The following is a 20,617-nucleotide window of genomic DNA, read 5'->3' on the forward strand; positions in this document are numbered from 1 at the left end:
TTCAATCTTCTTCGTTTATAAGTTCACTGGGTTCGGGGTCAGGAACAAGGCGTAATAATTTTCTTAGATTGTTCGATATTTCCGTGCGTATATCTTCGAAAATAGGCTCCAACTCTTCATTGGTGTTGTTTTGTTCAGCTACTGCAAAGGCCCAGAGCAGCAGGTCCATTCCTTCTACAGCATAGCCATTGGCTGCTGCTCTTTTGTAGATTTTTTGATAAAAATCATGATGCTTATTTAGTAATACTGCTGGAACATGGCCTTCATCGCCAGCGCTGCGAAGTACGGGCTGCCAAAGCTCACCGCTGGTGATGTTTTCTACAGCATCGACATAAATCGCTTCTGAGTTAACATGACTTTGAATTGGTACCTTAAGACGGATTTTTGGACCGAAGTTGTTCGAAACTATTGCGGATTGGGACGTAGGGTCGACCGAGGTGACTTTCGGTTTGTCTGCATTGCTAGTGTCAGCAATATTTTTGTTTGCGCTGGAGTGGTCAATCGCCTGAGTATTCGCCTGTTCACGGTTTTTTCTGCGATAACGGCGCCCAGCCTCGCGATAAATAGGTTGAAGCAGTTCGTACAGACCATCAGCAAGATCAGGGTGGAAAAGAATTCGAGACTTTTTTACATCGATTCGGAATGCATCGTCGAGTTTGTGGTTGAACTCAAACTCGATGCGCAGCAGCGAAAAGTGCGGCTCAGGAACACCGAAAACCTCCATCCAGCCGCCATCTTGTATTAGCCGGCCTTCTCGATAGACATAAAAACCCTGCGCCCGGTTCGCAATCCGTGCATGTGCTTTTTCTTCTTCTTTGGTCATGTCATTGCGATGTGGGAGTATCCACGCCTTAATTTTAGCGGTGTCTACTGAACCATCAAGTAATTCTACTTCAAGAGTTTGCTTTTTCTCTGCAAGGACTTGTTCTGAGCGCGCTGGATAAAATGGGTTCCATGACTCAATGAAAGTCTGATTAATATAGATTTCAATGTTTCGCTCACGATTATCATTTTTATCGATAAAACGGTGAAAGACGAGTGAGAGGTGTTTGCTCAAGCTTTCGGCGAGTCTGGTGATAGCAGCCCTTTCTCTAGCTCCACCTGGCTCATAATCCTTGGTAAGAATTCGGTCGCACTTCTCCCAAATCACAAGGGTTCCCTTTTCGCCGCATAGCTCGTCAAACATTTCTTGTTCATCGTGCGTTACGGGTTCTTGAAGCATCTCCCACCGCTTCTGCTTTGCGACGAACTCGAGGTCCCAAGCAAGTTTTGCCAAAGGCTGATCTGAACTTTTGCGTGAAATCAGTGTAAATTTCAAGCAGACTGAGCTGGAAGCTGTTTTCAGGCCGAGACCAAATTTCCCAAGGCTCTCGGGGTTTTCACGCTCAGGGGCACCGTAACGCATTGCACGATGAATACCGTGAGCGTCCATGCCATCGCCGTTATCACCGAAATATATGAGCTTGCGTCCATCATCACGCAGGACAATTTCGATATTGATCCGGTCCGCTTTAGCGGAGATCGAGTTGTCGATTAGGTCTGCTGCCGCGGTTTTGACGTTGTAACCGGTGTCGCGAAGGCCAAAAATAAGCCGTTCAGCATCGGGTTCATTGATAAGATCGTCGTTCAATCTGAAATTCCTTTTGCGTGTTGGGCATTCACGGCTCCACCCATGCAATCAGCTTGAAGGCCCTATGTGGCCATCTGTTCCGTGATGGCGTCGCTTTGCCATCATACGATGATTTGCGATGGTGAACCAGACGGTATCGATGTGAGGGACGACTGTCGCAGGTTTCCGCATCGTCGGCCTCAGCATGTCAAACAGTCCTTGGCTGAGCAAGAGCACTTCATGCTGATACGGAAAAATACGATGCCTCAGCATGGTCTATCTGACTAAGGACATAGGACCTCGGTCACGTTGTCAAGGGTGTTGCGCCATTAAAATAAGCCGTGCTGCGGGCGTAGAATTACACTGCTCTCAATTGCGCAGGGTATTTGGGAAATAGTTCCAATATGAGGCTTTAAATCGAGGTCGGATTACATTCGTAGCATTGCAGAGGACCATTGATCTCGCTTTGTATGGGGGCGAGAGAAAAATGACCATGCGTTTGTTTGAGGGGGTTGAAATTTTTACAGAATGATAGCACATTGACCTCTGGGCATTGACGCTCGATCAAGTGAGATAGAGCCCGCCCTGATTCTAGGTTGAGTAGTGCTTTGAAACCTGACTTTAGTAAAGGAGTGTTAGTGTGTCGAATCAAGCTATTGTACTGAGGCCTGCATGTATCAAGACTCTCTCTGCTGTAGAGGCTCGACCAGAAAGATCAAATCAGCATGAGTTCAACGGTGTTGCTGAGCTTAAGAATATATTTGGGGGGGATAAGCTCGAATTAAATACAAAGTTTTCTGTTAGGGGCGGTGATGTTTCTGATGAGGCGGGTGTTACTTGGTATGATGCAAGGGCGGGGCATCCGGTGCGTTCGGAGTTTAGACTCTACTTTCAAAAAAATAAAGTGATGGATGTTGCGCGGCCGGGAGACAATATTGTTGTTGGTTACGATAAAAATAAAGATCTTCATTGCATATTAATTAGGTCGGGCTCTTTGGATCATAATCCGAATATTGAAGGATGGGAGAAGTTGTAGGGTTTGAATTGTACTGTTTTGAATGTAGCTAAAGAGGCTGCCGTGGCAGCCTTTTTAGTTTATAAGTTGGGATCAATCCCAGCTCAACGCCCCACCCGTCTGATACTCAATAACCCGAGTCTCAAAGAAGTTCTTCTCTTTCTTCAAGTCCATAATCTCGCTCATCCACGGGAACGGGTTGGTCGTCCCTGGATATTCTTCCTTCAACCCAATCTGCGACAGGCGACGGTTGGCGATGAACTTCAAGTAGTCTTCCATCATCGCCGCGTTCATGCCCAGTACGCCGCGAGGCATGGTGTCACGAGCGTATTCGATTTCCAGCTGAGTACCTTGCAGGATCATCTGCGAGGCTTCTTCCTTCAGCTCGGCGTCCCACAGGTGCGGGTTTTCGATCTTGATCTGGTTGATCACGTCGATGCCGAAATTCAGGTGCATGGATTCGTCGCGCAGGATGTACTGGAACTGCTCGGCGACGCCGGTCATCTTGTTGCGGCGGCCCATGGAGAGGATCTGGGTGAAGCCGCAGTAGAAGAAGATGCCTTCCAGAACGCAGTAGTAGGCGATCAGGTTGCGCAGCAGCTCTTTGTCGGTTTCAACGGTGCCGGTGTTGAATTCCGGGTCGGAGATGGCGCGGGTGTACTTCAAGCCCCAGGCGGCTTTTTTCGCGACCGATGGGATCTCGTGGTACATGTTGAAGATCTCGCCTTCATCCATGGCCAGCGATTCGATGCAGTACTGGTAGGCGTGGGTGTGGATCGCCTCTTCGAAGGCCTGGCGCAGGATGTACTGGCGGCACTCGGGGTTGGTGATCAGGCGGTACACGGCCAGGGCCAGGTTGTTGGCAACCAGGGAGTCGGCGGTGGAGAAGAAACCCAGGTTACGCATGACGATGCGGCGTTCGTCGTCGGTCAGGCCTTCCGGGTCTTTCCAGAGGGCGATGTCCGAGGTCATGTTGACTTCTTGCGGCATCCAGTGGTTGGCACAGCCATCCAGGTACTTCTGCCAGGCCCAGTCGTATTTGAAGGGTACGAGTTGGTTGAGGTCGGCGCGGCAGTTGATCATGCGCTTTTCATCAACGGCAACGCGGGCAGCGGAGCCTTCGAGTTCAGCCAGGCCCTCGGCAACGTCGAGTTTGTCCAGGGCGGCTTTGGCGCGGATGATAGCAGCGGAGTCGCTGGCGGTTACAGCGCGAGCTTCGCGGGCGGCTTGGCCACCAGCGTTGTCGAGTTTGTCCATGGCAGCTTCGGCGGCGTGGCCAGCGTTTGCGCCTTTGGCGGGTTGTTCGCCGTCTTCTTTATCGAATTCGTCCCAGCTCAGCATGATGTGCGTCTCCTGCGTGAGGGCCACCTTGTTCAGGGGCCGGTTGGATCTTTGGAATGCGTTGCTTGCGTTTCGGTACTGCACGCAAAAAACATGGAGTTCTTGAGGGAGTAGGCCCTCTTTTTTATGGCTGGGGGAGGGACAGATGTAGCAATCCCTCACCTAGCCCTCTCCCAATTGGGGAGAGGGGACTGAACGGCGGAGTGGTTCAGTCCTGTGTGCGGCAGTGAGACCGCTATCGCTGGCAAGCCAGGCTCCTACAGGGATAGCGGGGTTTCACATAAGCCTTATTGGCAAGCTTCGCAATCCGGCTCGTCGATCGCGCAAGCCTTCGGCACGGGTGCCGGGGCTGGTGCAGCCTGGATCGGGGCGTCGCCGCCGCTCGATACAGCGTTGAGCTTGCCGGTGTTGATGGTCGACTTCTCGGTGCTGGTCGCGGCCAGGGCACGGAGGTAGTAAGTGGTTTTCAGGCCACGGTACCAGGCCATGCGGTAGGTCACGTCCAGTTTCTTGCCCGAAGCGCCGGCGATGTACAGGTTCAGCGACTGAGCCTGGTCGATCCACTTCTGACGACGGCTGGCGGCGTCGACGATCCACTTGGTTTCCACTTCGAAAGCGGTGGCGTACAGGTCTTTGAGTTCCTGCGGGATACGCTCGATCTGCTGCACGGAACCGTCGTAGTACTTCAGGTCGTTGATCATGACCGAGTCCCACAGGCCGCGGGCCTTGAGGTCGTGGACCAGGTACGGGTTGATCACGGTGAATTCGCCCGAGAGGTTCGATTTCACGTACAGGTTCTGGTAGGTCGGCTCGATGGACTGCGACACGCCGGTGATGTTGGCGATGGTCGCGGTCGGCGCGATGGCCATGATGTTCGAGTTACGAATACCTTTTTGTACGCGAGCACGCACCGGTGCCCAGTCCAGGGTTTCGTTCAGGTCGACGTCGATGTACTTCTGGCCACGGGCTTCGATCAGGATCTGTTGTGAATCCAGCGGCAGGATGCCTTTGGACCACAGCGAACCCTGGAAAGTCTCGTAGCTGCCGCGCTCGTCGGCCAGGTCGCAAGAAGCCTGGATGGCGAAGTAGCTGACCGCTTCCATCGACTTGTCGGCGAATTCGACCGCAGCGTCGGAGCCGTACGGGATGTGCTGCAGGTACAGAGCGTCCTGGAAGCCCATGATGCCCAGGCCCACTGGGCGGTGCTTGAGGTTCGAGTTACGCGCCTGCGGCACCGAGTAGTAGTTGATGTCGATCACGTTGTCGAGCATGCGCACGGCGGTGTTGACGGTGCGTTGCAGCTTGGCGGTGTCGAGCTTGCCGTTCACGATGTGGTTCGGCAGGTTGATCGAGCCCAGGTTGCAGACCGCGATCTCGTCCTTGTTGGTGTTCAAGGTGATCTCGGTGCACAGGTTCGAGCTGTGGACCACGCCCACGTGCTGCTGCGGGCTGCGCAGGTTGCACGGGTCCTTGAAGGTCAACCATGGGTGGCCGGTCTCGAACAGCATCGAGAGCATCTTGCGCCACAGGTCTTTGGCCTGGAGGGTCTTGAACAGCTTGATCTTGCCGTATTGGGTCAGGGCTTCGTAGTACTCGTAGCGCTCTTCGAAGGCCTTGCCGGTCAGGTCGTGCAGGTCTGGCACTTCCGATGGCGAGAACAGGGTCCACGGGCCGTCATCGAAGACGCGCTTCATGAACAGGTCAGGGATCCAGTTGGCGGTGTTCATGTCGTGGGTACGACGGCGGTCATCACCGGTGTTCTTGCGCAGCTCGATGAACTCTTCGATGTCCATGTGCCAGGTTTCCAGGTAGGCACAGACAGCGCCTTTGCGCTTGCCACCCTGGTTAACGGCGACGGCGGTGTCGTTGACCACCTTCAGGAACGGCACAACGCCCTGGGATTTGCCGTTGGTGCCCTTGATGTAGGAGCCCAGCGCGCGCACAGGTGTCCAGTCGTTACCCAGGCCACCAGCGAATTTGGACAGCATGGCGTTGTCGTGGATAGCGTGGTAGATGCCCGACAGGTCATCCGGCACGGTGGTCAGGTAGCAGCTGGACAGCTGCGGACGCAGGGTACCGGCGTTGAACAGGGTCGGGGTCGAGGACATGTAGTCGAACGACGACAACAGGTTGTAGAACTCGATCGCACGGGCTTCTTTATCCTGCTCTTCCAGCGCCAGGCCCATGGCCACGCGCATGAAGAAGACCTGCGGCAGCTCAAAGCGTACGCCGTCCTTGTGGATGAAGTAGCGGTCGTACAGGGTCTGCAGGCCCAGGTAGGTGAACTGCTGGTCGCGTTCGTGCTCGATGGCCTGGCCCAGGCGCTCCAGGTCGAAGGTGGCCAGTGCAGGGTTCAGCAGTTCGAACTCGATACCCTTGGCAACGTAGGCCGGCAGGGCCTTGGCGTACAGGTCGGCCATCTCGTGGTGAGTGGCGCTGTCGGCCACTTCCAGGAAGCTCAGGCCTTCGGCGCGCAGGGTGTCCATCAGCAGGCGGGCGGTGACGAACGAGTAGTTCGGCTCACGCTCGACCAGGGTACGGGCGGTCATCACCAGGGCGGTGTTGACGTCGGTGATGGCCACGCCGTCGTACAGGTTTTTCAGGGTTTCGCGCTGGATCAGCTCGCCATCGACTTCGGCCAGGCCTTCGCAGGCTTCGGTGATGATGGTGTTCAGGCGGCCCATGTCCAGCGGCGCGAGGCTGCCGTCCGGGCGGGTGATGCGGATGCTTGGGTGCGGCTGTTCAGGCTGCTCGGCGCCACGGGTGGCACGCTCTTTGGCACGCTGGTCGCGGTAGATCACGTAGTCGCGAGCCACTTTCTGCTCGCCGGCACGCATCAGGGCCAGTTCGACCTGGTCCTGGATTTCTTCGATGTGGATAGTGCCGCCCGATGGCATGCGGCGCTTGAAGGTGGCGGTGACCTGCTCGGTCAGGCGCGCGACGGTGTCGTGGATGCGCGACGAGGCGGCAGCGTTGCCGCCTTCAACTGCGAGGAACGCTTTGGTGATAGCGACGGTGATCTTGTCATCGGTATAAGGAACGACAGTGCCGTTACGCTTGATCACTCGCAATTGGCCAGGTGCAGTCGCAGCCAGATCCTGATTGGAATCTGCGGCCTGCGGCGCCGGGGCCTGCGGGTTCTCGCGAGTTGTGTCGGTTTGCATGCGGGTGTGTCTCCACGTTCTCTAAGTTTGTTTAGGCACGCGTGCGTGCCAACCGTTCTGTCCTGAAGCGCTGCTACCGGCCGCACGGCGTGATCGACAAAAGGTGTCGTTTCACGCCCCGCTGAGCCGGGCATGTCAACTTCGGGGCAGTCCAGGGATAACGTTTGCGATCCCGCTAAAAAGGGACCTGCAAGGGGTTGAGTTTTGCGATCTACTTGTGGTTGCGCTTTGTGCCAAAACCCAACATGTAGTGTTTTTACGCGAATGGGATACAAGATAATGCGGTATCGGGGCTAATGCAAGGCGATCAACTGTGGATAACTTGTGGGTAATTTGTGTGTGAAATCACCGATTTCAATGTAGGCCGCATCGGGCCTGACGTTGACCGCCGGTCATCCTTTTTTTCATCGCCTCGAAGGCGTCTGCCTGTTTTTGAGGGCGCGAACCCTATCACAAAAAATCGCCTTTACCGAACGGATTTGCCATCGCATTCCGACGGCCTGGCATACGGGGTAATATCCGATCGATTCGAAGCCATTGTGGCTAATTTTCCTACAACAATAGTTACAAATGAGGTCGTCAATGGAGCAAGCAACCTGGCGAGTGTTAATCGTCGAAGACGACCAGCGTTTGGCCGAACTGACCGGCGACTACCTGCAAAGCCATGGCTTGCAAGTGGCGATCGAGGGCGACGGGGCCCAGGCTGCGGCGCGGATCGTGGCTGAGCAACCGGACCTTGTGATTCTCGACCTGATGCTCCCCGGTGAAGATGGACTGAGCATTTGCCGCAAAGTTCGCAACCAATATGCCGGCCCGATTCTCATGCTGACGGCGCGTACCGATGACAGCGACCAGATCCTGGGCCTGGACCAGGGCGCCGACGACTTCGTCTGCAAACCCGTGCACCCTCGGGTGTTGCTGGCCAGGGTTCATGCCTTGTTGCGTCGCACCGAGACGGTGGTGGCCATGGACGAGGGCAAGCGTCTGCAATACGGCCCGCTGGTGGTCGATAGCGTGTTGCGCGAAGCCTGGCTGTTTGATGATGGCATTGAACTGACCAGCGCCGAATTCGACCTGCTCTGGCTGCTGGTGTCCAATGCCGGCCGCATCCTCTCGCGCGATGAAATCTTCACCGCCTTGCGCGGCGTTGGCTACGACGGCCAGGACCGCTCCATCGATGTGCGCATCTCGCGCATTCGCCCGCGTATCGGTGATGACCCGATCCACCCGCGCATGATCAAGACCATTCGCAACAAGGGTTACCTGTTTGTCGCCGAAGCGGCCCAGGCCATGGGCCGTGAGCAAGCGCACGGCGGCGGCGCATGAATTCGATCTTCCTGCGTATCTATGGCGGCATGCTGGCTGCCCTGGTGCTGGTGGCGGTGCTCGGGGTACTGAGTTTGCACCTGCTCAATGAGGTACGCGCCGGCCAGTATCGCGAGCGGCTGGCCCATGGCACTTTTACCCTGATGGCCGATAACCTGGCGCAAATGAGTGAGCTTGAGCGCAAGCGCAATCTGGCGATCTGGGAACGTTTGCTCGGCATTCCGTTGGCGTTGCAGCCACTGGCCCCGTCCGTGCTGGACAGCAGCCAGCGCAAGCGGGTCAGCCAGGGTGAAGTGCTGGTGCTGACCACCGGCCCGCATGCCGCCAAGGTCTACAGCCGGGTCGGCACCCAGCCCTGGTTATTGACGGGCGAGGTCCAGCAGATCAGCGAGCAGCTGGCCCGCGCCACGATTTACCTGCTGGCCGATGAGCTGGTGCGTTACCCGGTGGCCGAACAGCCCCGGCGCCTGGAAGCGCTCAAGCGCAGTAAAGGCTTTGGCTTCGAGCTACAACTGGTGCCGCTGGACCAGGCCGACATGGACGCCGATCAGCGCCGCCGCGTGGTGGAAGGCGACACGGTGATGGCGTTGGGCAAGGGCGGCGATTCGATCCGGGTGTTCGCAGGGGTCGCAGGCACGTCCTGGGTGCTGGAGATGGGGCCGTTGTACCAGATGAATCCCTATCCACCGCAAATGCTGGTGCTGATCGCAGCGCTTGGCCTGTGCCTGATCGGCTTGACCGTCTACCTGCTGGTACGCCAGTTGGAGCGCCGCCTGCGAGGCCTTGAAGCCGCCGCCACAGAGATTGCCCAAGGGAGTCTGGACACCCGCGTGCCGGCGGGCGACGCCGACTCGGTCGGGCGCTTGGCGGCAGCGTTCAATGGCATGGCCGAGCATTTGCAAAGCTCGCTGACCATGCAGCGCGAGCTGGTACGGGCGGTGTCTCACGAACTGCGCACACCGCTGGCGCGCCTGCGCTTTGGCCTGGAAATGATTGCCAATGCGGGCAGCGAGCAAGCCCGCGAGAAATACATGACCGGCATGGATGGCGATATTCAGGACCTGGACAAGCTGGTGGACGAGATGCTGACCTATGCCCGCCTGGAGCAGGGCGCGCCGGCGCTGTCGTTTCAGCCCGTGGACCTGGATGCGCTGCTCGATCAGGTGATTGCCGAACTGGCGCCGCTGCGGCCCGAAGTCAGCGTCAGCCGTGGCCCGCGCCAAGGCGCTGAAAACGGCCAGGGAGCGTGGGTCGAGGCCGAGCCGCGCTACCTGCATCGGGCGTTGCAGAACCTGGTCGGCAACGCCCTGCGACACGCTGAGTCTAAGGTCCACGTGAGTTATCAGTTGGGCTTGCAACGTTGCCGGGTCGATGTCGAGGACGATGGCCCCGGTGTGCCGCAAAGTGCCTGGGAGCGGATCTTCACCCCCTTTATGCGCCTGGACGACAGCCGCACTCGAGCGTCGGGCGGGCATGGGCTGGGGCTGTCGATTGTGCGACGGATTATTCACTGGCATCAGGGACGCGCCTTGATCGGTGCCAGCCAACGGCTGGGCGGAGCCTGTTTCAGCCTGTCCTGGCCGCGCTCTCAGGAAAAACCATGAGGCTTGCGCTATCGGCGTTACTGACGGCGCAGCGGCTAGACGCCTTGCTGTTGCGACTCTATGGCCCTGAGCTGATGCTTGCGCAACGCCCGGTGCTGGTCTCGCAATGGTCCAAGTACTATTTCATGCAGGTTTGGCCATGGCTGTTGGGCGAGCGGGCTACTGGTTTCGAGCAGACGCTCGTGGCGTTGGATGAGCGGGGTTTGCCGGTCGCACTGACAGGCTCCGAAAAGAGCGTCGAGCTGGCACTTGAGGCGGCTCTTGAGGATCATCTGCGGCCGGTCATCAAGGCCCTGGCGGCGTATGGCAAGGTGGCGCCAGTGGTGCTCTGGGGCAATGCGGGCGACTGTCTGGATCAATGCCTGGGCGGCTTGCCAGCGCCGCAGCGCCTGGCCGCGCAACGCTTGTTGAGCACGCCAGGCAGCCCGGTGTTTGACGCTGTCGGATTGCGTGATGATGGCCGCAAGGTACGACGCACGTGTTGCCTGAGCTACAAGGTGGCGTGGGTAGGGCACTGTGAACATTGCCCGCTGCTGGATTAGGCTCTGTACGAAATGTATCTGAGCTCGGTTATGCTGCGTTGAAAACAGGCTCGGAATGCTCATTTACAACCAGTAAACTCCGCTTCCTCGCCTGTTTTCGCCTTGCCTAACCTTCGCTCAAACACATTTCATACAGAGCCTAGACGCTGACCAGGCTTAACAGCTGGCCATCGAACAGGCTGAACTGAGCGTCCAACTCCCGGCCGTGGTGCCAGTCTTCAGACAGATCGGTCAGCAGGCGCAGGCGTGCATGACCTTGCCTTGACCATTCCAGCAGTTCGGCATGCTCGAAGTAGAAACGCTGCTTGACCAGCGGATACAGCGCCTTGAACAGGCTTTCCTTGAGCGAGAAGGTCAAGGTGACGGTCAGCGCGACTTCGTCGGCGTGCAGGCGCTGCAGTTCTTCAGGCGTCAGGATTTCACCGGCCAGGCGCTGGGCCCGTTGCTCCTCGAGCAGGGTCTCCACATCCAGCCCCAGCCCTTGGCAATCGCCATGATGGGCCACCACGGCGGCGGCCCAACCACTGCCATGGGTGATCGAGCCAGCGACCGCCTCAGGCCAGATCGGCGCGCGGTCTTCGCCGATGCCGGGCACAAACGAGCGGCCATTGAGGTGCAGCAGGGCGCTGCGGGCGCACGTGCGGCCTGCCAAAAATTCAGCCTGGCGCTTGGCCACCGAGCGTTGCAGGCTGGCGGTGGGCGTGATGCCGCTGCGCTCAAAGTCATCGGTGGCCAGCAGGGCAGGGTTGAACCGGCAACTGACCAGCACCGCACCGGGCACTGCCTGGGGCAGAGGCCAGTGGGTGGACAGTTCGGAGCAGCAAGTGGGAAGAAGTGCATTCATGGCCGCATTCTGCCTTGGCGCCGCGGTGGAATCAAAAGCTTCGGGTGATGCCATCGCGACGGTTCGGCGCCTCGACAAGCTCTGCTCCTACAGTGGGCGGCGGTGTACAGGGTCGGGTAGGAGCTGGGCTTGCCCGCGATGAACATAGGTATCTACACAACTCTGGGGCAGCGCGGCTCTTGTAGCCGCTGCCGAGGTACGAGGCTGCGATCGGCGGCGAAGCCGTCGTAAATTCAGGCCCTTCGGGGTGCCTGATGGATTACGGTCTCAGGTTTACGGCCGCTTCGCTGCCGATCGCAGCCTCGTACCTCGTCAGCGGCTACATTCGTAGCAGTACGGCAAAAGATGTGTAGATACCTATGCCGCGATGAAGCCACCGCGGGGTGTCAGGTATGACGCCTCGCAGCCAAGGCTGGCTCCTACCCTCCGGCAAACACTTCCTTGAAGGCGGCCACCTGCGCCGCTGCCATGTTAAGCCAACCCACCGGGTTGATTCGGTTCAGCCACGGTTCAGATAGGGTTCAGGTCGCGTTCAGCCCAGCCTCTTTAGTCTTGCACCACACCCAATCACTTGCGCAAGACCTGGAGCAAACCCAATGAATGCACTCAACAAACTGCTGCTGGCCATGATGATGATCGGCAGCAGTGCCGTGGCCCAGGCCAGTATGCCTATGGTGTGCAGGGCGGCCTTATTCAAAAGGTCAGCCAGAACGCTTCGCTCGAACTGGGTTATCGTTACCTGCGCAGCAACGCCAGCACTGAGCTGTCCGAGCACGGGGGTGCCAAGCAGGGTTCTCTGCGCCTGAGCAGCAGCGCGCAAACCTACCTGTCGGCCAACTACGCTTTCTAAGCACCTTACTATCCGCGCCCTCTGCGTTAGGGCGCGGCGGTCGACCCTTTGGAGAGTGTTATGAAATTGCTGGTGGTCGAGGACGAGGCGTTGTTACGCCATCACCTGCACACCCGATTATCGGAGAGTGGGCACGTCGTCCAGGCGGTTGCCAATGCCGAGGAAGCGCTGTACCAGGCCGGGCAGTTCAATCATGACCTGGCCGTGATCGACCTGGGCCTGCCGGGCATGGGCGGCCTGGACCTGATACGCCGCCTGCGAGAAATGGGCAAGCTGTTCCCGATACTGATCCTGACCGCCCGTGGCAACTGGCAAGACAAAGTCGAGGGCCTGGCCGCTGGCGCAGACGATTATGTCGTCAAGCCGTTCCAGTTCGAGGAGCTGGAAGCTCGCCTCAATGCGCTACTGCGCCGTTCCAGTGGCTTTACCCAGTCGACCATCGTCGCAGGTCCCCTGGTATTGGACATCAACCGCAAGCAGGCCAGCCTGGACGAGCAGCCGCTGGCCCTGACGGCCTATGAATACCGCATCCTGGAGTACCTGATGCGTCATCACCAGCAGGTGGTGGCCAAGGACCGGTTGATGGAGCAGTTGTACCCCGATGATGAAGAGCGTGACCCGAACGTCATCGAAGTGCTGGTGGGTCGCTTGCGTCGCAAGTTGGAGGGTGAGCATGGCTTCAAGCCAATCGACACCGTGCGCGGCCTGGGCTACCTGTTCACCGAGCGTTGCCATTGATCCGTTCGCTTCGCTTTCGGCTGATGCTGGCAGCAGCGGTGCTGGCGCTGCTGTTCATGCTGGGGTTGTTGCCGGCCTTGCAGGGGGCTTTCAGCCTGGCGCTGCAGGAGTCCATCGAAAAGCACCTGGCCTCGGATGTCACCACCCTTATTTCGGCGGCGCGAGTCGAAAACAACCAGCTGACGATGCCAGTGCTTTTGCCGGACGAACAATTCAACCTGCCCGACGGTCGTCTGCTCGGCTATATCTACGACCGCGACGGCAACCTGGTCTGGCGCTCGCGGGCCACCGCTGATGAAAATATCAATTACACACCGCGCTATGACGGCCGTGGCAACGAGTTCGCACGTATCCGCCAGCGCGATGGCGAAGAATTCTTTGTCTATGACGTGGAGGTCAAGCTGCTCGGCGGGCGCAGCGCGGCGTTCAGCATTGTCGCCTTGCAACCGATGCGTGAATACCAGCAAACCCTCAGAGGCCTTCAGGAAAAGCTCTTCCTGGGCTTTGGCGCCGCCTTGCTGGCGTTGTTGTTATTGCTTTGGGCCGGGCTGACCTGGGGGCTGCGCTCGTTGCGGCGCCTGAGCGTGGAGCTGGATGAAGTCGAAACTGGCGTTCGAGAAAGCCTGAGTGAAGAGCACCCCCGCGAACTGCTGCGCCTGACCGACTCCCTTAACCGCCTGCTCCACAGTGAGCGGGAGCAGCGCGGCCGTTATCGCGACTCGCTGGGCGACCTGGCGCACAGCCTGAAAACCCCGCTGGCGGTGCTGCAAGGGGTCAGCGAAAGCATGGCCCAGCGCCCGGCCGATAAGGATCAGGCACGCATTCTTCAAGCGCAGATCGAGCGCATGAGTCAGCAGATCGGCTATCAACTGCAGCGTGCGAGCCTGCGCAAAAGCGGCCTGGTCCGTCATCAGGTAGCGTTGCAACCCCTACTCGACAGCCTCGGCAGTACCCTGGACAAGGTCTACCGCGACAAGCGCGTGCAGGTCAGCTTCGACATTCCCGACCCAGGCCAGGTGCCGATGGAGCAGGGCGCCTTGCTCGAACTACTGGGCAATCTGCTGGAGAACGCCTACCGCCTGTGCCTGAGTCGAGTGCATATCAGCCTGAGCGCTACGCCGGAGCATATCGATCTGAGCGTCGAGGATGACGGCCCCGGCGTACCCGCGCATCAACGTGCGCGCATCCTCAAGCGCGGCGAACGGTTAGATCGCCAGCACCCAGGGCAAGGCATTGGCTTGGCGGTGGTCAAGGACATCATCGAAAGCTACGACGCGCAGTTGACCCTCGATGACTCGGTGCTCGGTGGCGCCGCATTCCGGATCCGCTTCCCGGCTCAGTAGGGGACTTTCGAGGCGGATACCCGCCACGGTGAAGGGAAAATAGCTTGCTGCGGGCGGAAAACCGCCAGCCCCTAAGCGACGAACTCGCGACAATCTCCGTGTGAAAGCCCGGCTTTCCTGGCCTGCACGGCTTCCTGGCAATTTGGCACGCGGCTTGCGATAGAGCATGCAGGTCTGCTACCCGCAGCCGCCAAAACAAATCCCTCCAATACAGGAGGGTTCGTACTTTAGGTATCGCGCGCACCACACGAAAGGTGCCGACGGTACGCTTGAGGAAGCCATGCCATGACTCGTCAGCCTATCTACAAATCGCTGTACTTCCAGGTGATCATTGCCATCACCATCGGCATTCTGCTCGGCCACTATTACCCGGAAACCGGCGTCGCGCTCAAACCGCTGGGCGATGGCTTCGTCAAGCTGATCAAAATGGTCATTGCCCCGATCATCTTCTGTACGGTGGTCAGCGGCATCGCCGGCATGCAGAACATGAAATCGGTGGGCAAGACCGGCGGCTATGCGCTGCTGTACTTCGAAATTGTCTCCACCATTGCGCTGATCATTGGCCTGATCGTGGTCAACGTGGTCAAGCCGGGTGTCGGCATGCACATCGATGTCAGCACCCTGAACGCCAGCAGCGTGGCAGCCTACGCGGCGGCGGGTGCCCAGCAGACCACCATCGGCTTCCTGCTCAACATCATCCCGAACACCGTGGTAGGTGCCTTCGCCAATGGCGATATCCTCCAGGTCCTGATGTTCTCGGTGATCTTCGGGTTCGCCCTGCACCGCCTGGGTGCCTACGGCAAACCGGTACTGGACCTGATCGATCGCTTCGCTCATGTCATGTTCAACATCATCAACATGATCATGAAGCTGGCTCCGATTGGCGCCTTTGGTGCCATGGCCTTCACCATCGGCCAATACGGTGTGGGTTCGCTGGTGCAACTGGGCCAGCTGATGCTGTGCTTCTACATCACCTGCGTGGTGTTCATCCTGGTCGTGCTCGGCAGTATCGCCCGCGCCCACGGCTTCAGCGTTGTGAAGCTGATTCGCTACATCCGTGAAGAGCTGCTGATTGTGCTGGGCACTTCGTCTTCAGAGTCGGTCTTGCCGCGCATGCTGGTGAAGATGGAGCGTCTGGGTGCGAAGAAGTCCGTAGTGGGCCTGGTCATTCCGACCGGTTACTCGTTCAACCTTGACGGTACTTCGATCTACCTGACCATGGCCGCGGTGTTTATCGCCCAGGCCACCGACACCACCATGGACATCAGCCACCAGATCACCCTGTTGCTGGTGCTGCTGGTGGCCTCCAAAGGTGCTGCGGGCGTGACCGGTAGCGGCTTCATCGTACTGGCCGCTACCCTGTCCGCCGTTGGCCACCTGCCAGTCGCGGGCCTTGCGCTGATCCTGGGTATCGACCGCTTCATGTCAGAAGCCCGCGCCCTGACCAACCTGATCGGCAATGGCGTTGCCACGCTGGTGGTTGCCAAGTGGGTCAAGGAACTGGATGAAGACAAGTTGCAGGCAGAGTTGGCCAGCGGCGGTACCTCGATCTCCGAGGAAGGCCCGAGTGATGATCTGGGTGTGGTTGAAGCACCGATCCGTGCCTGATCATTGATGTGAACCCATAAAAAAGGTTCTTCACGGATTGCCGGGAAAAGCGCATTTGATCTTCAAGAAGAAAAATGCGCTGTCCCGGTAGCCGTAAGCCATTCGCTTGATGACCTTGATCCGATTGTTGATCCCCTCTAGTTGGCCTGTGTGCATTGGCCATCGAACTCTGCTCAAAATGCCTCGCCAGTAACCGCTCAGCCTTTTCGCGAACTGGATCAACGAAGGAATGCCGCTCTGCTTGGCATGCCCCATCCATTGTTTCCACGCCCTACGCCATTCCCACGCTGTTTCGCTCGACCATAGCGCTTTGAGCTCAGCCTTCATGATATAGACCGTCATCAGCGACTGATTGGCATCCAATAAATCCTGCAGATGTACCTGCTGCTCTTGGCTCTTCAGATTTTCGGGGTTGCGCAGCAAGAGCCAGCGGGCCTGCTTGACCACCTTTCTCGCCGGTTTGTCATGGCGCAGTCGGTTAGCCTCGTCGACTCGTACCCTGTCGATGACTTCACGACCGTATTTGGCGATGACATGAAACAGGTCGTAGACCACTCGCGCATTGCGGCAGTGATGTTTCACTTCCAGATCGAAGGCCGTATTCATATCCATGGCGACCGCTTCGATTTGTGAACACCGCTCTGGCCCCAGATCCTCGAAAAACGAGCGTATAGCTATCCGGCTGTGCCCTTCACCCACCCACAAAACGCGACGCGTATCGGCATCCAAGATCACGCTGGCGTAGCGATGCCCCTTGAACAAGGCGAACTCATCCATCACCAAGCGCTTGGGCTCGGCCTCGGGTAGTTCATGCAATGTTTGCTCAAGCGCGCGACGCTCCAGGACGCGCACTGTTTCCCAGTGCAGGCCAAAGAGTTGAGCGACATGGAGCGTTGCCATCTGGCGACAGGCTTTGATGACCGCTTGGCAAAGCCTTGCGCTAAGCCTGGCGTACCGATCAAGCCAACTGACCGACTCCATCCGAGTCCCGCAGTCCAGGCAACGCAGGCGTCTAAAAACAGCGGTAAGCGTGACAGGGTGGCCAAGAATTGGCAGATCCCGAATGGATCGCTCTGACTGGTCGTGGACAGCAAGGCAGGGCTTGAGACAGCCGCTGCAAAGAGGAATCTGATTAGGTCGAGGGGTTAGGTTGATCTGGAGAGAGCCGCCAACGACTTGGGCGGAAGCCACAGAAAATCCATCCCAAAAAGGCAGGATCGTATTAATATCTGGCATGAGAACGGCGGTTTGGTTGATGGGTTTGCTCGCACGAACATCATCGGTCAAATCGCCGTTCTTTTTTGTCTATTTCCCAGGATTCCGTGAAGAACCTTTTTTATTTGGCTCAACGCGCAATCGCGCCCTCTCCCTAAATCCACAAAGACCTAAAGCCGAACCACCAAGGCTAACAACCCCAACCCCACAGGCCATGGCACGTTGCAACCAATGTAGGAGCGGGCTTTAGCCGCGATGCGCCGCGCGGGCGGCGCTCGATTTACGCAACAGCGCAAAACCCAAGGCAAGCGCTTAGAAGCCTTGATACGGCCCTCCCCCCTTCATTCTCGTGGTGAACCCGCTGGATGCCTGTCAACAGATCGCATGAGCTACATGAGGTGTCCGCCTTGGTTTTTCCATTGCTCTTGAGATCGCGCGCCGCCCGCGCGGCGCATCGCGGCTAAAGGCTAGGCGCCCCCGCCGCTCCTACATTTGTTGCAACGCGCCATGGCCTGTGGGATTGGCGTTGTTAGCCTTGGTTCGGCTTTAGATTTTTGTGATTTCAGGGGGGGCATTGCGCGACTTCGCGTCGCTGGCAACTCCAATCTCACAGGCCATGGCACGTTGCAACCAATGTGGGATCGACGGGGGCGCCTAGCCTTCAGCCGCTAATGCGCAACCTGCTAGCGTCATGAGCGGTTAATTCAATAACTTATTTTTTATCGCTCCCAGCTTTGCTTTGTTTACAGAGCTAATGATGGATTCAGCCGTCTTGCTCCACTTGAAGGGCTTCGCCGAAAGGTCATTGTGGGCCTCGATAAATTGACGAATAGCCGCTTTCAGTTCGGCCACGCTGGTGAAGACACCCCGATACAGTGCTCGCCTTTCCAGCTGCGCGAACCAGCCTTCCACGGCGTTCAGCCACGAAGCACTGGTCGGCGTGAAGTGCAGTTTGAAACGCGGGTGCTTCTCCAACCATTGCTTGATGGCCGGTGTTTTGTGCGTCGAGCTGTTGTCCAGAATCACATGCAGGTCAAGCTCTGCGGGCGTCGCGCGGTCAATCTGTCGCAGGAAAGCCAGAAACTCTTTGGCCCGGTGGCGCTGGGTTATCCGCCCGATAACCTGGCCGGTCAGGATGTCAAAAGCGGCATACAGACTGGCGGTGCCATGGCGTTTGTAATCATGCGTGCGTCGCTCGATCTGACCAGGGCGTAGGGGCAACATCGGTTGTGTGCGATCCAGTGCCTGGATCTGGGTTTTCTCATCAACCGACAGCACGATGGCGTTATCCGGCGGGTTCAGATAAAGCCCGACGACATCGACGACCTTATCGGCAAAATGCGGATCGTTGCTGATCTTGAACGTCTTCAAACGATGGGGTTTAAGGTCGGAAGCGGCCCAGACTTGTCGCACCTGCCAAGCCGTAACGGCGGCATATTTGGCCATCAAGCGCACACTCCAATGCGTCGCCTCACGAGGCACGCGCTGGGTTGTCAGGGTAAGAATCTCCTTTATTTTTTGAGTGCTGAGCTTGCGAGGCTGGCCACTTCGAGGCAGGTCGTTCAAGCCCTCAAGACCTGCCTCCAGATAGCGCTTTCGCCATTTGAACACCACCGGCGCTGAGACCTGGAGCTGATGGCTGACGTCCTTGGGCGTTAATCCATCCGCCAATAACAGCAGAATTTTGGCCCGCTGCCCGAGACGTTGTGCCAGCGAGCCCATCCGCGACCAGCCTTGTAGTGTGGCTTGGTCAGATGGCGTTAAAACGAATGGGGCGACGGGTTTGGCCATGCGCACTACTGCTCAGCGAGGTCGAAGTCTGGTCAGTATATCGACATACTTTTAGATAATCGAACTAACCGCTCAGGACACTAGTACCGTCGGCCCAGTCCGGCGCGCATATCAAAGCGTATTAAAAGACGACTACCAGGGTAGTATGCTCTACTATAGCGTTGACTTGGGTTTGTCGGCCTTGGGGCTGGCGAGAATGGTACGTAAGTCCGACTCCATGCAACTGTTCAGGCATGACCCAGTCAATTATGAAATGGCTTATCGACAGAACAGCAAGCTTGCCTTGTTTTTTGAGGGGCTAGTCGACGCCATTACCATTAATTCGATGTATACAGCGGAAGGTTCGATAAATAGCGAATAGCGTTCGCGGATCACCCCCGATATCCAAAAAAACCACGCATCCTAGGAATGTAAACTCGCACCCCTACAATAACCAAAGGCACATATATCACTGCATAGGTGACTTGCAAAAGTCTCCCCTCCAAGGGGAAAGCTTCTGTAATTACCCACACAATAATCGCAGTGTACGGCGCAGCACAAATCAACACCAGGGCGAACACGCAAAAATAATACTTAAACTTATTTACATCCATAAAGTCACCCCGCCAAACACTAACCCAGAATAAAGCATCAGACCCGCGATGTCATTTGTGTGTCCGGGGGCGCCGGCAATTAAGCATATCGCCAGCGGCGGTTTGGCGCAGGGCGCCGGGACGAAAGGCGGGTGGATCGGGGGCAGCTTTGATCATGTATGGCTCCTTTTTTCTGGAACCGCCACCGTCGCTCTCACACTAGGGTGGCAGCTGTGAACGGGGTGAGAGAACCGGGGTAAGAAGCCAACCCGGCCAGGCCGAAGCCTGCCCGAACACAGCCGCCATAAAACAATTCGCAGGCGAAAAAAAACGCCTGCAACGGTTTCTGGGCGCTTGTGCAGCTCCTTATCTTGCGGACTCTCACATCCGGTCGCTGAATTTGCAGCGACGCGCGGAGGTTAGCGTGATGCGCGCCCTACAGCAAGCCTCGTCGTGTAGGAGTCCGCCCGTCGCCGCCGGCACCCGGTGTATCAGGTAAACCGCGGTGTGGCCATCGCGGGTGAACCCTGCTCCTACTCCACCCGCGTCTCTCCGCTGTACACCAACGTATGCCGACACCGACGACACAGATACCGGCGCCCCTGGCGTACCAGGTTGTGACGCTGGGCCGAGAACGGGAAGTCGCTGTCTACACAGGGGCAGCGGTAAATGTAGCGTGTGGCGCGGCGGCGCTTGATTTCGTAGGTGTGGCAGCGGTTGGGCGGCAACTCGTAGACCCCGCGCATGATCAGCTGCCATTCCTCTCCATGAGGCGCAATGGTGTCGCCAAACAGCTGGTGGGCCACCAGATGCGCCACTTCATGGGCAACCGTCTGTTTAAGAAAGTCCTCGGTGTTCTCACGGTACAGTTGCGGGTTGAAACGCAGCAGGTTCTCGTGCAGATGGGCCACGCCGGCCTTCTGGCCGCGCAGCTTGAGGCTGACCAACGGGCGCTTGAAGGGGCGTTTGAAAAAAGCTTCGGCTTGCAAAAAACAGGATTCGACGCGGGAACTGAGTTGCTCGGGCATAGACAAAGGCTCTCCATATCCGCCGAT

Annotated in this window: 15 protein-coding genes and 1 pseudogene; 9 read left to right on the forward strand and 7 right to left on the reverse strand. The window is 57.8% G+C overall.

Annotated elements, in window-relative coordinates; all coding sequences use genetic code 11:
- Window position 1: 1 nt before the first annotated feature.
- Window positions 2-1,630, reverse strand: coding sequence for an ATP-binding protein (locus AC3IX4_RS06365; RefSeq protein ID WP_489259745.1), 1,629 nt, complete (start codon window positions 1,628-1,630; stop codon window positions 2-4).
- A 619-nt stretch (window positions 1,631-2,249) separates the two neighbouring features.
- Here AC3IX4_RS06365 and AC3IX4_RS06370 point away from each other — a divergent pair.
- Window positions 2,250-2,645 (forward strand): hypothetical protein, encoded by a 396-nt coding sequence (locus AC3IX4_RS06370; protein WP_489259746.1) that lies wholly within the window; start codon window positions 2,250-2,252, stop codon window positions 2,643-2,645.
- A 72-nt stretch (window positions 2,646-2,717) separates the two neighbouring features.
- Here AC3IX4_RS06370 and AC3IX4_RS06375 read toward each other — a convergent pair whose 3' ends face one another.
- Together AC3IX4_RS06375 and AC3IX4_RS06380 are read right to left on the reverse strand one after the other, a co-directional pair.
- Complete coding sequence (locus AC3IX4_RS06375) at window positions 2,718-3,965, reverse strand: ribonucleotide-diphosphate reductase subunit beta (RefSeq protein ID WP_489259747.1); 1,248 nt, start codon at window positions 3,963-3,965, stop codon at window positions 2,718-2,720.
- A gap of 287 nt (window positions 3,966-4,252) precedes the next feature.
- Window positions 4,253-7,129 (reverse strand): ribonucleoside-diphosphate reductase subunit alpha, encoded by a 2,877-nt coding sequence (locus AC3IX4_RS06380; protein ID WP_489259748.1) that lies wholly within the window; start codon window positions 7,127-7,129, stop codon window positions 4,253-4,255.
- A 582-nt stretch (window positions 7,130-7,711) separates the two neighbouring features.
- On the opposite strand from AC3IX4_RS06380, the gene AC3IX4_RS06385 reads away from it, so the two are divergent.
- From AC3IX4_RS06385 to fhuF, 3 genes are read left to right on the forward strand one after another with little or no spacing between them, the layout of a single operon-like run.
- A complete protein-coding gene (locus AC3IX4_RS06385) occupies window positions 7,712-8,455 on the forward strand; it encodes a response regulator (protein WP_489259749.1) in 744 nt (247 codons plus the stop codon).
- Window positions 8,452-10,059, forward strand: coding sequence for an ATP-binding protein (locus AC3IX4_RS06390; protein WP_489259750.1), 1,608 nt, complete (start codon window positions 8,452-8,454; stop codon window positions 10,057-10,059). Before AC3IX4_RS06385 ends, AC3IX4_RS06390 begins: the two co-directional genes overlap by 4 nt.
- Complete coding sequence (gene fhuF, locus AC3IX4_RS06395) at window positions 10,017-10,601, forward strand: siderophore-iron reductase FhuF (protein WP_489261226.1); 585 nt, start codon at window positions 10,017-10,019, stop codon at window positions 10,599-10,601. Before AC3IX4_RS06390 ends, fhuF begins: the two co-directional genes overlap by 43 nt.
- 139 nt (window positions 10,602-10,740) lie before the next feature.
- Here the strand turns inward: fhuF and AC3IX4_RS06400 are convergent, their stop codons facing one another.
- On the reverse strand, window positions 10,741-11,445 hold the full coding sequence (locus AC3IX4_RS06400; RefSeq protein ID WP_489259751.1) for a 4'-phosphopantetheinyl transferase family protein: 705 nt from the start codon (window positions 11,443-11,445) through the stop codon (window positions 10,741-10,743).
- 664 nt (window positions 11,446-12,109) lie between these two features.
- Here AC3IX4_RS06400 and AC3IX4_RS06405 point away from each other — a divergent pair.
- The 4 genes and pseudogenes from AC3IX4_RS06405 to AC3IX4_RS06420 all read left to right on the forward strand — a co-directional run.
- Window positions 12,110-12,295, forward strand: a pseudogene (locus tag AC3IX4_RS06405) (hypothetical protein); the annotation flags it as partial.
- Window positions 12,296-12,355: 60 nt separating this feature from the next.
- Entirely contained in the window at window positions 12,356-13,033 is a 678-nt protein-coding gene (locus AC3IX4_RS06410; RefSeq protein ID WP_489259752.1) for a response regulator, read from the forward strand.
- Window positions 13,030-14,376, forward strand: a complete 1,347-nt coding sequence (locus AC3IX4_RS06415; protein ID WP_489259753.1) for an ATP-binding protein — start codon at window positions 13,030-13,032, stop codon at window positions 14,374-14,376. Before AC3IX4_RS06410 ends, AC3IX4_RS06415 begins: the two co-directional genes overlap by 4 nt.
- A 285-nt stretch (window positions 14,377-14,661) precedes the next feature.
- The gene (locus AC3IX4_RS06420) at window positions 14,662-15,984 is read left to right on the forward strand and encodes a dicarboxylate/amino acid:cation symporter (protein WP_489259754.1); all 1,323 of its coding nucleotides are present in this window, start codon (window positions 14,662-14,664) and stop codon (window positions 15,982-15,984) included.
- Between the two features lie 30 nt (window positions 15,985-16,014).
- On the opposite strand, the gene AC3IX4_RS06425 is transcribed toward AC3IX4_RS06420, so the two are convergent.
- Both AC3IX4_RS06425 and AC3IX4_RS06430 read right to left on the reverse strand, forming a co-directional pair.
- Complete coding sequence (locus tag AC3IX4_RS06425; protein WP_489259755.1) at window positions 16,015-17,220, reverse strand: ISL3 family transposase; 1,206 nt, start codon at window positions 17,218-17,220, stop codon at window positions 16,015-16,017.
- Window positions 17,221-17,898: 678 nt separating this feature from the next.
- Window positions 17,899-18,990, reverse strand: coding sequence for an IS630 family transposase (locus AC3IX4_RS06430; RefSeq protein WP_489259756.1), 1,092 nt, complete (start codon window positions 18,988-18,990; stop codon window positions 17,899-17,901).
- A 58-nt stretch (window positions 18,991-19,048) separates the two neighbouring features.
- On the opposite strand from AC3IX4_RS06430, the gene AC3IX4_RS06435 reads away from it, so the two are divergent.
- Window positions 19,049-19,351, forward strand: coding sequence for a DUF4225 domain-containing protein (locus tag AC3IX4_RS06435; protein ID WP_489261227.1), 303 nt, complete (start codon window positions 19,049-19,051; stop codon window positions 19,349-19,351).
- Between the two features lie 744 nt (window positions 19,352-20,095).
- Here AC3IX4_RS06435 and AC3IX4_RS06440 read toward each other — a convergent pair.
- Window positions 20,096-20,590: a SprT family zinc-dependent metalloprotease gene (locus AC3IX4_RS06440; protein WP_489259757.1), complete on the reverse strand. Its 495-nt coding sequence runs from the start codon at window positions 20,588-20,590 to the stop codon at window positions 20,096-20,098.
- Window positions 20,591-20,617: the final 27 nt, after the last annotated feature.

It is taken from the genome of Pseudomonas sp. KH_021 (genome assembly GCF_057838865.1).